This window comes from Streptomyces sp. NPDC059957 (assembly GCF_042730015.1).
Taxonomy (GTDB): Bacteria; Actinomycetota; Actinomycetes; order Streptomycetales; family Streptomycetaceae; genus Streptomyces.
In genome coordinates this window covers 15,700-30,570 of sequence record NZ_JBHWMB010000045.1, presented here as the reverse complement: position 1 = coordinate 30,570, position 14,871 = coordinate 15,700, and the positions used below count along the sequence as shown (strand labels likewise).

Sequence of the window (14,871 nt, the reverse complement as noted above, 5' to 3'; positions counted from 1 at the left end):
ACATGGCAGCAGTTCACCCCCGCCCAGGGGAACGCGCAAAGGGCGGCGCAGAGAACGCCACGGGGATGTCACAGCGGAACGCGCAGCGCCCCGTCGATGAGTTCGGCCGTGTCCTCGGCCCCCGGACAACCGCTGGTCAGCAGCTGCTCCCGGACCACGCGCAACCGGTCGCGCAGGCGCAGCGATTCCATCCCCTTGGCCCGCTCGGCCATTTCGGCCGCCGAGGCCACCGCCTGATCGGCCTCGCCCTGGCGCAGCTGGATCTCGCACAGCATCGCGAGCCGGTGCACCCGGCCCCGGTCGTGCGCGGGGGTGCCGACGGCGGCCGAGGCCTGTTCCCGGGCCGCCCGCAGATCGCCCATGCCGAGCAGCGCCTCCGCCACCTGTACGTTGACCAGCCCGGGCTGTACGTACCCCGTCTCGTCCGGCTCCGTGCCGGGCCGGATCCGTTCCGCCGCCGCCTCGGCCTTGCGGATGCAGGCCAACGCGGTCGCGGTATCACCGAGTTGGGCGTACGCCTTGGCCTGCATGGCGTACAGGTCCGCGGCCAGGGCCGGGGTGGTGTGCCGTCCCGCGGCGCGCAGGGCGGCCTCGGCGAAGGCAACGGCCTGGCGGAACTCCCGTAGATGGAGGGACTGGTTGACGATCAGCGCGATCACGTAGGCCCCGAGCCCCCGGTCCCCGCTCGCCTTGGCCAGCCTCAGCGCCTGGTGGAAGTACCGCTGGGCCAGCCCGTGCGCGTCCGAGTCGTACGCGCAGATCCCCGCCACGGCCACGAGGGAACCCCCGGCCCGGTGCAGGCTGCGGCCGAGCCCGTCGGAGTAACTCCCGCGCAGCATCGGGGCGGTCTCGGTACCGAGGAAGCGGACGACCCGGTCCCGGGTGGCCACGCCGCCGGCCCGGCGGTACATCAGCTCGTAGTGCGCGCGGGCGGCCTTCAGGATCTCCACGTGCTCGGGACCGACGCGGGTCGGCCCCTCGCGGGACACGTCGGCGTCCTCGGGCGGGTTCTCCCACTCCCATACGGGCATCACCGCCGGGGTACCGGTCAGCGCCCCGGCGTCGAGGGGCTGCCGGCCGTTGCCGTCGGAGCGCCACAGTGCGGCGGCGCGGTCGACGAAGCCGCTGAGCGGGGCCCCTTGCGGATCGGCGGGCTGTCCGGGCAGACCGAACCCGACGTCGTCGAGGGAGAGCGGCCGCCGCAGCCGGCCCCCGATCACCTCGCAGATCAGGTCCGGGACCTGGCCGCGCGGGCGCTGCCCCTTCAACCACCGTGCCACGGCGGTGTGTTCGTAGCGCAGGGCGAGTCCGCGGGAACGGCCCGCCTGGTTCACGTACGCGGCGAGTCCGGCATGGGACATGCCCGCCTCGGCGAGGAGGGCGTCGAGCAGTGCATTGGGCTGCATGGCCGCTCCAAGGGCTCGTCGGATCCAGGCTAGTGGGTGCGGGGTTCACACGGGGTGTGAACGTCGTACGCGCATAAATGCGATACGCACCCTGCCGCGCAGGCCCGTCCGAGCGCTTCACTTAAGGGCCTCGCCAAGAGGTAGCTCGGGTCGTCGGCTCCCCCTCGTACAGTGCGACGACCCGTCAACCGCGCCGCCCGTCCTGTTGTCTGCCCGACACTCCACGGCAGGCGGGCGGCGCGCTTCGGCTCCGCCGGGTCCTGGTTGGTCGCCGGGACCCGGCCGGGCCGGACCGAGCGCGCGCCGGGCCCACCCACCGGGCCCGGCCCGCGTGGTCCCCCCTCCGGCCCGCGTGCTCCCCGATACCGGCCCGGACGTCCGCGCCCTCGGCGCGGCCGCGCAGCCCTGCGGGCGGCTTCCCCCACCCCGCCCCTTCCCGAAACCGGGCTCCGCCCGGACCCGGTCCTCAAACGCCGGACGGGCTGAATGCATCCAGCCTCGCCGGCGTTTGAGGCGCGGGTCCGGGGCGCAGCCCGGGTACGGGTGAGGGGGCACACCCCGGACGGAACCGGGATGCACCCCCTCAGCACGAGCGGCAGCGGCTACGCGCCGCGCAGCACCGCCCCCGTACGCTCGCCCGCGAGGGCGACCGCCGCGTCACGGGCCGCCGTGGACTCCTCGGCGGTCAGCGTGCGGTCGGTCGCGCGGAAGCGCAGCGCGTAGGCCAGGGACTTCTTGCCCTCGCCCACCTGCTCGCCCTCGAACACGTCGAACAGCCGCAGGGACTCCAGCAGTTCACCGGCGCCCTTGTGCAGCGCGTCCTCGACGGCCGAAGCCGGCACCGACGCGTCCACGATCAGCGCGACGTCCTGGGTCGCCACCGGGAAGGAGGAGATCCGGGGCGCCTGGAGGGCCTCGCCGCCGGCCGCCGCGAGGCGGTCCAGGTCGAGCTCCATGGCGCTGGTGCGGGCCGGCAGGCCCATCGCCTTGACCACGCGCGGGTGCAGCTCACCGGCGTGCCCGATGACCGTCTCCACCCCGTCCAGGGTGACGAGCAGCTCGGCGCAGCGACCCGGGTGCCAGGGGCCGTACTGGCCCTGGCGCACGACGAGCTCCGCACCGGCCTCGACGGCCAGCGAACGCGCCGCCTGGACCGCGTCGGCCCAGTCGGCCGGACGGCCCTTGCCCCACCAGCCGGCCTGCTCGCGGGCTCCGGCCAGCACGACCGCGGCGTAGCGCGGCTGTGCGGGCAGGGCCGCGTTCAGGGTGGCGATCTCCTCGTCGGTGGGACGCCGGTCGACGCCGAGGCGTACGGCGACGCCCGGCTGCGCGGCGGCCCGGAAGACCGAGCCGGTCTCGAAGAGGGCGAGGTCGTGGCTGCCCCGGCTGTCGTTGCGGCGCAGCGCGCCGAGCAGACCCGGCAGCAGCGTGGTGCGCAGCGCCGGCTCCTCGTCGGAGATCGGGTTGACCAGCTTGACGACCTGGCGGGAGGCGTCGTGCGCGGACAGCTGGAGCTGGTCGAAGACGCCTTCCCCGATGAAGGGGTAGCTGAGCGCCTCGACGTAGCCCGCGCCGGCCAGCGCGCGGCCGACCCGGCGGTGCAGCTGCTGCCGGGCGGTCAGACCGCGGCCGGAGGGCACCTGCGGGAGGGTGGAGGGGAGGTTCCCGTAGCCCTCCAGCCGGATGACTTCCTCGGCGAGGTCGTTGGGCTCGGCGAGGTCGGGCCGCCACGAGGGCGCCGTGACGACGAGCTCGTCCTGGCCGTAGACGTCGCAGCCGACCTCCTGCAGGCGGCGTACGACGGTCTCCCGGCCGTACTGCATGCCCGCGACCTTGTCGGGGTGGTCCGCGCTCATCGCGATGGTGCGCGGGGCGCCCGGTGCGGTGAGCTCGGTGACGCCGGCCTCGGCGGTGCCGCCCGCGAGCAGCACCAGCAGGTCGACGGTGCGCTGCGCGGCAGCGGCGGCGGCCTGCGGGTCGACGCCGCGCTCGAAGCGCTTGGACGCCTCGGAGGACAGCTTGAGGCGGCGGGCGGTGCGCGAGATCGACACGGAGTCGAAGTGCGCGGCCTCCACGACCACGTCGGTGGTGCCGGTGACGGCGCCCGTCTCCGGGTCCGTGACGGAGTCGGCGATCTCCGTGTTGGCGCCGCCCATGACACCGGCGAGCCCGATCGGGCCGCTGTTGTCGGTGATCACCAGGTCCTCGGAGTCGAGCGTGCGCTTGACTCCGTCCAGGGTGGTGAACTTCTCGCCCTGCTCGGCCCGGCGGACGCCGATGGCGCCGTCGATCCGCGAGCGGTCGTAGGCGTGCAGCGGCTGGCCGAGCTCGAGCATCACGTAGTTGGTGATGTCGACGGCGAGCGAGATCGGGCGCATGCCCGCCTTCTGGAGGCGGCGCGTGAGCCAGATCGGGGAGCGTGCCTCGGGGTCGAGGCCGGTCACCGTGCGCGCGGTGAAGCGGTCGCAGCCCTGCGGGTCGTCGATCTTGACGGCGTAGCCGTACGAGTTCGGCTGGGGCACGTCGAGCAGCGCCGGGTCGCGCAGCGGCAGGCCGTAGGCGGTGGCGGCCTCGCGGGCCACGCCGCGCATGGACATGCAGTAGCCGCGGTCCGGGGTGATGTCGATGTCGAGGACCTCGTCGACCAGCTCCAGGAGCTTGATCGCGTCGGTGCCGACCTCGTGCTCGTGCGGCAGCACGATGATGCCGTGCGTGCCGTCGTCGCCCATGCCCAGCTCGTCGCCGGAGCAGATCATGCCGTGCGAGGTGCGGCCGTACGTCTCGCGCGCGGCGATCGCGAAGTCGCCGGGCAGCACCGCGCCCGGCAGGACCACGACGACCTTGTCGCCGACGGAGAAGTTCCGGGCGCCGCAGACGATCTCCTGCGGCAGGCCGGTGCCGTTGGCGGCGCCGACGTCCACGGTGCAGAAGCGGATCGGCTTGCGGAAGCCTTCGAGCTCCTCGATGGTCAGCACCTGGCCGACGACGAGCGGGCCCTTGAGCCCGCCGCCGAGCTGCTCGACGGTCTCGACCTCGAGGCCGGCGTCGACGAGCTTGTGGGCCACGTCGCGACCGGTTTCACCCGCGGGGAGGTCGACGTACTCCCGCAGCCAAGAAAGCGGGACGCGCATCAGATCTCACTCCCGAACGGCCGGGTGAAACGAACGTCACCCTCGACCATGTCTCGCATGTCTTCTACGTTGTGGCGGAACATCAGCATCCGCTCGATGCCGAAGCCGAAGGCGAACCCGCTGTACTTCTCCGGGTCCACACCGCAGGCGATGAGCACCTTCGGGTTGACCATGCCGCAGCCGCCGAGCTCGATCCAGCCCTCGCTGGAGCAGGTGCGGCACGGGCGGTCGGGGTTGCCCACCGACGCGCCGCGGCACACGTAGCACTGCATGTCCATCTCGGCGGACGGCTCGGTGAAGGGGAAGAAGTGCGGGCGCAGGCGCGTGGTGGTGCCCTCGCCGAACAGCTCCTGGACCATGTGGTCCATGGTGCCCTTGAGGTCCGCCATGGTCAGGCCCTCGTCCACGGCGAGCAGCTCGACCTGGTGGAAGACCGGGGTGTGCGTCGCGTCGAGCTCGTCGGTGCGGTACACCCGCCCCGGGCACACGATGTAGACGGGGGGCTTGCGCTCCAGCAGCGAGCGCGCCTGCACCGGGGAGGTGTGGGTGCGCAGCACGACACCGGACTCGTCGCCCTCGGTGCCTTCCGGCCCCCGGACGAAGAAGGTGTCCTGCATCTGGCGCGCGGGGTGGTCGGGCGTGAAGTTGAGGGCGTCGAAGTTGAACCACTCCGCCTCGACCTCGGGGCCCTCCGCGACCTCGTACCCCATGGCCACGAAGATGTCCGCGATGCGGTCCATCAGCGTGGTCAGGGGGTGCCGGGCGCCGGCGGGCACGCGGTCGTAGGGCAGCGTGACGTCCACCGCCTCCTCGACCAGCACCCGCTCGTCGCGCTCGGCTTCGAGCGCGACCGTGCGGGCCCCGAAGGCCTTGTTCACGGCGCCCCGCGCCTGGCCCACGAGCTTGCCCGCGGTGGCCTTGGCCTGCGGGGGCAGCGCGCCGATCTCTCGGTTGGCGAGCGCCAGGGGCGAGCGGTCGCCCATGTGCGCGGTCTTCGCCTCCCGAAGTTCGTCGAGGTCACCGGCGGCGGCGAAGGCGGCGAGCGCCTCGTCCCGCATGCGCTCGATCTCTTCCGGTTTCAGTGCCTCGACCTCGACAGGGTCGTAGGACTTGTTCGGTGCCGACATCTCTTCCCGTACTTCCGATGGCTGGCTGGTGGGTCCCCCGCGCGACGCGCAGGACGCGCTCGGCACAAGGACGCAAAGGTGCCAAAGGTCGAGTCTAAAGGTCGCTGGGGGTGAAGGAGCCCGTGGGCCGCTTGGCGAGACGCTCCGCAGGACTACTGCGTGAGGTACGCGGGGGCGCCGACGGGCAGGATAAATCGGAACTCGGCGCCGCCTCCGGGGCCGCGGCCGACCTTGATGGTGCCGCCGTGGGCTTCCACGATGCCCTTGACGATGTAGAGGCCCAGGCCGGTGCCGCCGCGCTTGCTCCCCCGCCAGAAGCGGGTGAAGACGCGGCCCATCGACTCCTCGGGGATACCAGGGCCTTCATCGGTCACGGTGACGGCGGTTCCCTTCTCGGTCTTCCCCGCGGCGTTCGCGAAGCTGGTCGGCGTCACGTCGATGGTGACGGTTCCCTCGCCGTGCCGCACCGCATTTTCGAGCAGGTTGCCGAGGATCTGGTCAATTTTGTCCGGGTCCGCCCACAAGTCGGGCAGCGGCCGGCTCACGCTGACCAGGAACCGCTCCGGGGCCTGCCCGTTCGCGGTGAGCGCCTGGACGTGGCGGCCCACGGCCGTGGAGATGTCGACCGGCTGGCGGCGCACCTCCAGGCGGCCCGAGTCGATGCGGGAGATGTCCAGGAGCTCGGCGATGAGCCGGGTGACGCGGTTCGCGTCGGCGTCGACGGTCTCCAGCATCAACCGCTTCTGGTCGTCGGTGAACCGCTCCCACTTGGCGAGGAGGGTCGCCGTGAACCCCTTCACGGAGGTCAGCGGGGAGCGCAGCTCGTGCGCGACGGTGGCGATCAGCTCGGCGTGGCTGCGCTCGGTGCGCCGCCGGGCCTCGGTGCCGCGCAGGGTGACCACGAGCCGGCGCACCGGGCCCTTGGGATGGGTGCGCACGTACCGGGCGGAGACGAGCACCTCGCGGCCGCCGGGGAGCAGGAGGTTGCGCTCGGGCTGTCCACGCCGGGTGGCGAGGCCTCCGTAGGGGTCGGTCAGCGCCCACCAGCGGCGGCCCTCGAGGTCCTCCAGCGGGAGTGCGCGCTCGATGCCCAGGCCCAGGGCCTCACCGGCCACGAGGGCGGTGATGCGGGCGGCGGCGGAGTTGAAGCAGATGACCCGGCCGGTGGCGTCGGCGATCACCAGCCCGTCGGGCAGGTCGTCGGGGTCGATCCCGAGCGCGTCGAACCCGCCGTGCCCGTCCGGGTCCTCCGCCGCGTCCCGTCCTTCCGCGACGGGACCTGCGGCGCCTACGGGGCTCGCGGGCGCGGGCCGGGCCTGCGGGGGCGGGGCGGCGTCGTTCTGGGGCTGCTGCACGGGCACCCGGGTGGCGGGGGCGGCCAGCTGGGGCACGGTCGTCAGGACCGGTGCGCCGGCCGCCTTGGCGGCACCTGGCGAGCTGTTCGTACCGACGGTCATGTCCCCGTACCCCACATCTCCGAGTAGCGCAGTGGGCCCCCCGGGCGGCCACATTACTAGCTGGGGGTCACGGAGCGGCACCCTCCGGGCGCCCGCTGTGCACGCGCGGAGGCGTACAGGCACACCGCGGCGGCCGTGGCGAGGTTCAGGCTCTCGGCCTTTCCGTGGATCGGGACCCGTACGACCGCGTCGGCGAGCGCCCTGGTCTCCTCGGGCAGGCCCCAGGCCTCGTTGCCGAAGATCCAGGCCGAGGGGGTGCCCATGGTGCCCGCGTCGAGCTCGGCGTCGAGGTCGTCCGTGCCGGCCCCGTCGGCGGCGAGGATCCGCACACCGGCCGCGCGCAGCCCCTCGACGGCCTGCTCCACGGGCACTCCGACGGCCACCGGGAGGTGGAAGAGGGAGCCCACGGAGGCGCGTACCGACTTGGGGTTGTACAGGTCCACGGAGGCGTCGGTCAGCACGACGGCGTCGGCTCCGGCGGCGTCCGCGCAGCGCAGCACCGTACCGGCGTTGCCGGGGTCGCGGACGTGCGCGAGAACGGCGACGAGCTTGGGCCGGGCCCCCAGGATCTCCTCGAACGGGGAGTCGAGGAAGTGGCAGACGCCGACCAGGCCCTGCGGGGTGACGGTCTGCGAGACCTCCGCGAGCACCTCGTCGGAGGCGTAGTGGACGCGTGCTCCGGCGGCGTACGCGGCGTCGACGATGTCGGCGTAGCGCTCGGCGGCCTCCACGGTCGCGAACAGCTCGATCAGCGTGGACTCGCCGCCGGCACCGCGGTGCTCCACGGCCTCGCGCACGGCCTGCGGGCCCTCGGCGATGAAGCGGCGCTCCTTGGTACGGAAATTGCGTCGCGCCAGTCGCCTGGCGGCGGCCACCCGGGTGGACCGGGGGGAAATCAGCTCGGCGGGGGTGCCCATGGCGGTCGGCTCGCTTCCGTACGTACAGCGGGTGGCTGCCCTGATCAAAGGAAATGGTGGGTCAACGCACCGGACCCGCAGGCGCGAGGCCTGCGGGTCCGGGCACGTTACTGCAGCCTTGAGGGCGTGCTGCTTAGGCAGCGACCTTCGGGGCGTTGACGTCGGCCGGGAGGGCCTTCTGCGCGACCTCGACCAGCGCGGCGAACGCGTTGGCGTCGTTGACGGCCAGCTCGGCGAGGATCTTGCGGTCCACCTCGATGTTGGCGGCGTTCAGACCCTGGATGAGGCGGTTGTACGTCATGCCGTTCTGACGGGCAGCCGCGTTGATGCGCTGGATCCAGAGACGACGGAAGTCGCCCTTGCGCTTCTTGCGGTCGTTGAAGTTGTAGACCAGGGAGTGGGTGACCTGCTCCTTGGCCTTGCGGTACAGGCGCGAACGCTGACCGCGGTAACCCTTCGCCGCCTCGAGGATTGCCCGACGCTTCTTGTGCGCGTTTACTGCCCGCTTGACGCGTGCCACTTTGTACTCCTTGTAGCGGGGCCGTGGATGACTTCACACGGCCCGAATTCGATGGGGTCCCGGTCTCGACGTGCTCCCGCTCCCGGACGGGGAGCGGAGGACGTCACTTGCCGAGAAGCTTCTTGATCTTCGCGGCGTCGCCGGGGGCCATCTCCGCGGTGCCGGTCAGGCGGCGGGTGACACGGGACGACTTGTGCTCGAGCAGGTGGCGCTTGCCGGCGCGCTCACGGAGCACCTTGCCGGAGCCGGTGATCTTGAAGCGCTTCTTGGTCCCGGAGTGCGTCTTGTTCTTCGGCATAGCGCCGTTATCTCCTCGTCGGTGGCGCCCCCACCGGCCCTGGTGGGGGCCGGCTCACGGGAGCGTCATGTTGTATCGGTGATCCGAGACGGGCTGCCTCGGAATCAGGCCTGGGCAGAGGCCTCGTCGGAGGCGGCTGCCTCGTCGGTGCCGGCCTCGGCCGTGTCGGCCGCGTCGGTCGCTTCGTCGGAAGCGTCCTCGGCGTCCACGTCCTCGGCTTCGAGTGCGGCGTTCTCCGCCTCGAGCGCGGCGTCGGCGGCCAGGGCCTCGTCACCGCTCTCGTCGCTGACCGCAACACCCTGGCGCTCGGCCTTGCGGGCGGCCTGCGCCTCGCGGGCTTCGGCCATTGCCTCGGTCTTCTTCTTGTGCGGACCGAGAACCATGATCATGTTTCGGCCGTCCTGCTTCGGGTTCGACTCGATGAACCCGAGGTCCTCGACGTCCGAAGCCAGACGCTGCAGCAGTCGGTAGCCGAGTTCCGGCCTGGACTGCTCGCGACCACGGAACATGATCGTGATCTTGACCTTGTCGCCCTGCTTGAGGAACCGAACGACGTGACCCTTCTTGGTGTCATAGTCGTGCGGGTCGATCTTCGGCCGGAGCTTCATTTCCTTGATGACCGTGTGCGCCTGGTTCTTGCGCGCCTCACGGGCCTTCATGGCCGACTCGTACTTGAACTTGCCGTAGTCCATGAGCTTGCAGACCGGCGGGCGTGCGGACGCCGCGACCTCGACCAGGTCGAGGTCGTACTCCTGCGCGAGCTCAAGCGCCTTGGCAAGCGGCACGATGCCGACCTGCTCGCCACTCGGGCCGACGAGTCGTACCTCGGGAACGCGAATCCGGTCGTTGATGCGGGGCTCGGTGCTGATGGATCCTCCTCGGTAGCACCACACGGCTGCCTGGAGGACAGCCGCTGACGATATTTCCGTCAGACCGACCGCGGCGGGGAATGAAAAAAGCCCCGCCGGGCACAGGCGGGGGCTCCAATACAACCGGAGCACCGTCGCGTGCGAACCGCGGGGCGCAAAATCGGGCAGCTTTCCATCGTCCGTACGGAACGATGGATACCACCAGACCGGTGACCCGCCTCCCGTGAGGGTGGCTGGGTGGGAGAATCGGAGCCTCCACTTGTGGGCCGGGCACATAAGTGTCCGGCCGGTCGAAGTACATACTAGCACCCGCGTTGCAAGCCCGCCGCACGGCATATCGTGGGGCACATGACTGACGCGACGCCCTCCGGTTCCTCCTCCGGTGCCCCCTCCGAATCCCCGGCCGCTCCCGACTACGACGACCTGACCCGCGACATCGCGGACGTGCCGGCCGTCGAGGTCATCACCACGGTGGCCGTCCACCTGCTCAGCGCGGCGGCGGTCAACCTGGGCCTGGACAAGCCGGACTCCGAGTACAAGGACCTCGACGAGGCCCGCAAGCTGATCACCGCCCTGGCCGGCCTGGTCACCGCGAGCGCCACCGAGATCAGCTCCTTCCACGCCGCCCCGCTGCGCGACGGCCTGAAGTCCCTCCAGCTGGCCTTCCGCGAGGCCTCGCTGGTGCAGGACGAGCCGGGGCAGGGCCCGGGCGAGAAGTTCACGGGCCCCGTGTACGCGTAACACCCGGAGCAGCAGGAAGGGCGCCTCCCGATGCCGGGAGGCGCCCTCGTGCGTTCCGGGGGTCAGCGCGTGAAGAGCGGCTCGCCCGGCGGGACCGGGGCCCCCTCCGGGAGCAGCGCCAGGTCCAGTCCGCCTACGAGGCGTGCGCGCAGGGTCTCGTCGGCCGCCAGGGCCTCGGCCACCCGGCGGGCCGCCGCCGCGGCCTGCGGACCGGTCGCCAGCACGATCGCCAGGGTTCCGTCGGCGTCCGCGCCGCCCGGGCCCAGGTGGGCGCCGAGCACGGCCGGTTCGGCGGTCACGACGGCCCGTACGGCCTCGCGCACGGCGGGGTCGGCGAGCGGGCCGGCGTCCGTGCGGCCCTCGGCGAGCGCGAGCAGCGCGGGCCTCGCGAGCTGGTACGGGACCGGCCCGGACAGGTCGAGCACGATGGTGTCGGCCTTCTCGTGCGCGGCGGCGGCCAGCGCCTGGTGCAGCGGCACCGCCACCGGCCGGGCGGCCGGGTCCCACAGGGCCAGCGAGGCGATGGAGGTGAAGGCGGGCAGCGCCCGCCGGTCCCCTGCCCGCAGGGTGGGGACGGCCATGTCGCTGGTCTTCTCGCGCTTGAGCCCGGTCTCGGGGTCGGTCTCGACCTCACCGAGGACCGCGACGACGGGAACCAGCAGGCGGGCGTCCTTGAGGGCCGCCAGCACCTCCGGTTCCTTGGCTCTGTCCACGGCCCAGGCGGCCAGGGCCGCGCTCAGCCGGGGGTCGGCGGAGCCGTCGTCGTCGGAGAAACCGGGGTCCGGAATGTTTTTGTTCAGCTCAGCTTTGTTCGCCACAGTTCCCCGAGCCTATCCCGCGTCGGGATCCCGCCGTCCGGCCCCGGGCCGCCGGGCCAGTACGCCGGCCGCCACGAGCAGCGCGAGCCCCGCGGCCACGCCCGCCGGGGCTCCGAAGCGGGCCCAGAGCCCGGGATCACGCACCGGGTCGGGACCGGCGCCGAAGTAGGTGCTCCCGCTCGCGACGGGTACGGGCAGCACCGGCTCGGGGGACAGCTCGTCGGCCTTCTGGAGGGCGGCGACCGGGTCCACCAGGCCGAAGCCGCGGGAGTCGTCACGGCCGCCGCGCGGGGGACTGGAGGCCGTGTCCTCCAGCAGGTTCTTGATCTGCGCCGGGGACAGGTCGGGGTGGACGGCCCTGACCAGGGCGACGGCGCCCGAGACGTAGGCGGAGGCGGCGCTGGTGCCCCAGCCGTTGTAGTAGGAGCGGTCGGGGTCGGCGATGACCACGTTGACGCCCGGGGCGCTGACGGTCGCGTACCAGCTCCGGGTGGAGAAGGATGCCTTCTTGTTCTCGCGGTTGACGGCCGTGACGGCGATGACCCCGGGGTAGGCGGCCGGGTACGAGATGCGGTCCCCCGACTTGCCGCCGTTGCCCGCGGAGGCGACGACGACCACGCCCTTGCCGAGGGCGTACTGGACGGCCTCGTCCTCGGCCGCGTCGTGGTGGGCGGAGCTGCTGTCGTCGCCGAGCGAGAGGTTGATCACGTCGGCGCCGTGGTCGGTGGCCCAGCGGATGCCCTCGGCGAGGGCTCCGCCCTTGCTTTCGCGGGCCTTGTCCCGGCCGGGGTCACCCTCCTCCAGGATCACCCGGACCGGGAGGATCTTCGCCGCGGGGGCGATGCCCAGGATGCCCTTCTTGCGGTCGGTGCCGTGGCCGTGCCCGGCGATGATCCCGGCCATGGCGGTGCCGTGGCGGGCCCAGGCGCGGTCGCCGCGTACGGCGCCGATGCCGACGAGGTCGGCGCCCTCCATGACCTGGCCGGCCAGGTCGGGGTGGGTCGGGTCGACCCCGGTGTCGAGGACTGCCACGGTGACCCCCTCGCCCATCGTGGTGCCCCAGGCCTCATCGGCGCGCAGGGCCAACAGCCCCCACTGGCGGTCGCGGATGGCGTCGGCAGCGGCCGGCGGCGCGGCGGTGACGGTGAACAGGGCTCCGAGGGCGAGGGCCGCCGGGAACAGGGCGCGGCGGGTCATCGGGAGGCCTCCGGGGTCCCCGTCGGAGCCTTTGACGGCTGCGAGTTCTGCGGGGCCTGCGGGGTCTTCGACGGCTCCGCGGCCGGCCGGACCGGCTTGCCCGGAGGGGTGGTCGCGAGGGTGCGCAGAGTGCCTTCCACCAGTTCGCCGATGGCCTTGGCCTCGTGACCGAGGCCCGCCTGGGCCACGCGCCCGCGGGCGTCCTCGGCCATCTTGTCCTCCGCGGGACTGGGGGTGTTGAGGCGGCGGCCGTCAGCGAAGGCGGACACCGTGTAGACGACGACCGGGGCTTCGGCGAGCACGGAGGCGGTCCAGGCGCCGCGGCGGTTGTCGGGGAACCCGTAGCCGATCGGGGCGGTCAGCCGGCCGCGCAGGAGGTCCATGGCGGCGGCCTCGGCGGGGGTGAAGACCATGCCGACCGTGACGAAGGAGCTGCGGGTGGCGTCGGTGTAGGTGGCACGGAGCACGCGGGTGCAGCCGGTCCCGGCGAACAGGGCCTGCCAGTCGGAGCCGAGCGTTTCCTCGGAGCAGCCGTCGGCGGCGGCGGCGGTGATCCGGGTCCACGTCCGGTCGGCGCCGCCCGGCCCGGCGCCCTGGCCGTCGAGGACGGGCGGGAACAGGGTGTCGACGGGGGTGCTGTGCCAGAGGGACGCAGCCTTGCGGTAGGCCTCGGCGGGGGGCACGGGCCGGGACGCGGCCTGGTGGTCGGAGACCGCCTTGTAGCCGGCCGCACCGGTGAGACCGAGGCCGAGAAGGCCGCACAGGGCGGCGGCGAGGACCGTTCCCGGGCGCCGCCGTGGCGGTACCTGGATGTAGTCGGGCGTGGTCAGGACCCCGCCGTGCGGTGTGGACGTACTCATCCGGCGGCTCAGCCCCCCGTTCCCGTCGGCTGCCTGCCCTTACTTTACGCGCCCGCCGGCACCGGAAACGTCGGCCGGGGAGGAGCGACGGTAAACACATTCGAACTGCCGTCTCCATATCCAAAAGGGGCATCCGGAGGTCGAGACCGAGATGTGACCGCAGCACCCTGCCGGGCCCCTGACCTGGCAGGGCACCTCCCGGCCCCCGCGAACCCCCTACCCACGAGTACACCCATCTGGCAGGCTGCCGCCCATGAACTCCCCCGCCGCCGACCGGGCCCGCTACGACCGGGCCACCGCCCATCTCGACGCTCCGCTGGCCCTCGTGGACCTGGACGCGTTCGACGCCAACGCCGACGACCTCGTGCGTCGCGCCGGCGGGAAGCCGGTCCGGGTGGCGAGCAAGTCCGTACGCTGCCGCGCGCTGCTCGAACGGGTCCTGGCACGGCCCGGATTCGCCGGGATCATGTCCTACACCCTCGCCGAGTCGATCTGGCTGGCCCGCTCGGGCTTCGAGGACGTGCTCCTCGCCTACCCGTCAGCCGACCGGGCCGGCTTCGCCGAGCTCGCCGCCGATCCGAAGCTGGCCCGCGCGGTCACCGTGATGGTCGACGACCTCGCGCAGCTGGAGCTCGTGGACGGGGCCCGCGATGGCGGCGCCCAGGAGATCCGGGTCTGCCTGGAACTGGACACCGCCCTGCAGCTCTTCGGCGGCCGGGTGCGCGTCGGCGCCCGCCGCTCCCCGCTGCGCGAGCCCGCCCAGCTCGCCGAGCTGGCCCGCGCCGTGAGCGCCCGGCCCGGCTTCCGGGTGGTCGGGGTGATGGGCTACGAGGGCCACGTGGCCGGGGTCGGCGACGCGCTCGCGGGGCGCCCGCTGAGGTCGCGCGCCATCCGGCTGATGCAGGGCGCGGCCCGCAAGGAGCTGGCCGCCCGCCGGGCCGAGGCCGTACGGGCCGTGCGCGCGGTGGTCCCGGACCTGGAGTTCGTCAACGGCGGCGGCACCGGCAGCGTCCAGCAGACCGCCGCCGAGGACGCGGTGACCGAGATCGCCGCCGGGTCGGGGCTGTACGTACCGCGGCTGTTCGACAACTACACCTCCTTCAGCGGCCGCCCGGCGGCGCTCTTCGCCCAGCCGGTGGTCCGCCGGCCCGGGGTCGGGGTGATCACGGTGCTCGGCGGCGGGTACCCGGCCTCCGGCGCGCCCGGCGCGGACCGGCTGCCGGTCCCGTACCTCCCCGAGGGGCTGCGCTACGACCCGCAGGAGGGGGCCGGCGAGGTGCAGACCCCGCTGCTCGGCAGCCCGGCCGACGATCTGCTGATCGGCGACCGGGTCTGGTTCCGGCACGCGAAGGCCGGTGAGCTGTGCGAGCGGTTCGACACCCTGCACCTGGTCCAGGGCGACCGGGTGACGGCCTCCGCCCCGACCTACCGGGGCGAGGGCCGCACCTTCCTCTAGGGCGTGTCCGCAAAGTCCCGCCTGCCTCCGGGCGCACGGCGCTACTTTGCGGACACGCCCTAGGGCCGCCTTCC

The 14,871-nt window shown here is 72.9% G+C and carries 13 protein-coding genes; 2 read left to right on the top strand and 11 right to left on the bottom strand.

What is annotated here, in order from left to right; all coding sequences use genetic code 11:
• Positions 1–68 precede the first annotated feature (68 nt).
• The 8 genes from ACFWBW_RS26920 to infC form a co-directional block, all read right to left on the bottom strand.
• Positions 69–1,406, bottom strand: coding sequence for a transcriptional regulator (locus ACFWBW_RS26920; RefSeq protein ID WP_385377212.1), 1,338 nt, complete (start codon positions 1,404–1,406; stop codon positions 69–71).
• 602 nt (positions 1,407–2,008) lie between these two features.
• Complete coding sequence (pheT, locus tag ACFWBW_RS26915) at positions 2,009–4,537, bottom strand: phenylalanine--tRNA ligase subunit beta (RefSeq protein ID WP_385377209.1); 2,529 nt, start codon at positions 4,535–4,537, stop codon at positions 2,009–2,011.
• Entirely contained in the window at positions 4,537–5,664 is a 1,128-nt protein-coding gene (gene pheS / locus ACFWBW_RS26910; RefSeq protein ID WP_243334093.1) for a phenylalanine--tRNA ligase subunit alpha, read from the bottom strand. Before pheS ends, pheT begins: the two co-directional genes overlap by 1 nt.
• A gap of 152 nt (positions 5,665–5,816) precedes the next feature.
• On the bottom strand, positions 5,817–7,121 hold the full coding sequence (locus ACFWBW_RS26905; protein ID WP_385377205.1) for an ATP-binding protein: 1,305 nt from the start codon (positions 7,119–7,121) through the stop codon (positions 5,817–5,819).
• 56 nt (positions 7,122–7,177) lie between these two features.
• The gene (locus ACFWBW_RS26900) at positions 7,178–8,038 is read right to left on the bottom strand and encodes a TrmH family RNA methyltransferase (RefSeq protein WP_385377318.1); all 861 of its coding nucleotides are present in this window, start codon (positions 8,036–8,038) and stop codon (positions 7,178–7,180) included.
• A 133-nt stretch (positions 8,039–8,171) separates the two neighbouring features.
• On the bottom strand, positions 8,172–8,558 hold the full coding sequence (gene rplT, locus ACFWBW_RS26895) for a 50S ribosomal protein L20 (RefSeq protein WP_214948116.1): 387 nt from the start codon (positions 8,556–8,558) through the stop codon (positions 8,172–8,174).
• A gap of 103 nt (positions 8,559–8,661) precedes the next feature.
• On the bottom strand, positions 8,662–8,856 hold the full coding sequence (rpmI, locus tag ACFWBW_RS26890) for a 50S ribosomal protein L35 (protein ID WP_030157249.1): 195 nt from the start codon (positions 8,854–8,856) through the stop codon (positions 8,662–8,664).
• Between the two features lie 104 nt (positions 8,857–8,960).
• Positions 8,961–9,749 (bottom strand): translation initiation factor IF-3, encoded by a 789-nt coding sequence (infC, locus tag ACFWBW_RS26885; RefSeq protein ID WP_385377202.1) that lies wholly within the window; start codon positions 9,747–9,749, stop codon positions 8,961–8,963.
• Between the two features lie 324 nt (positions 9,750–10,073).
• Between infC and ACFWBW_RS26880 the strand changes: the two genes are divergently transcribed.
• Positions 10,074–10,466: a DUF1844 domain-containing protein gene (locus tag ACFWBW_RS26880; protein WP_385377199.1), complete on the top strand. Its 393-nt coding sequence runs from the start codon at positions 10,074–10,076 to the stop codon at positions 10,464–10,466.
• 62 nt (positions 10,467–10,528) lie between these two features.
• Here the strand turns inward: ACFWBW_RS26880 and ACFWBW_RS26875 are convergent, their stop codons facing one another.
• From ACFWBW_RS26875 to ACFWBW_RS26865, 3 genes are read right to left on the bottom strand one after another with little or no spacing between them, the layout of a single operon-like run.
• Entirely contained in the window at positions 10,529–11,284 is a 756-nt protein-coding gene (locus ACFWBW_RS26875; RefSeq protein WP_385377195.1) for an SseB family protein, read from the bottom strand.
• A 12-nt stretch (positions 11,285–11,296) separates the two neighbouring features.
• Positions 11,297–12,481: a type VII secretion-associated serine protease mycosin gene (mycP, locus tag ACFWBW_RS26870; protein WP_385377192.1), complete on the bottom strand. Its 1,185-nt coding sequence runs from the start codon at positions 12,479–12,481 to the stop codon at positions 11,297–11,299.
• Entirely contained in the window at positions 12,478–13,341 is an 864-nt protein-coding gene (locus ACFWBW_RS26865; RefSeq protein WP_385377189.1) for a hypothetical protein, read from the bottom strand. Before ACFWBW_RS26865 ends, mycP begins: the two co-directional genes overlap by 4 nt.
• A 253-nt stretch (positions 13,342–13,594) precedes the next feature.
• Here ACFWBW_RS26865 and ACFWBW_RS26860 point away from each other — a divergent pair, with 253 nt between their 5' ends.
• Positions 13,595–14,797 (top strand): amino acid deaminase/aldolase, encoded by a 1,203-nt coding sequence (locus tag ACFWBW_RS26860; protein ID WP_385377186.1) that lies wholly within the window; start codon positions 13,595–13,597, stop codon positions 14,795–14,797.
• Positions 14,798–14,871 lie beyond the last annotated feature (74 nt).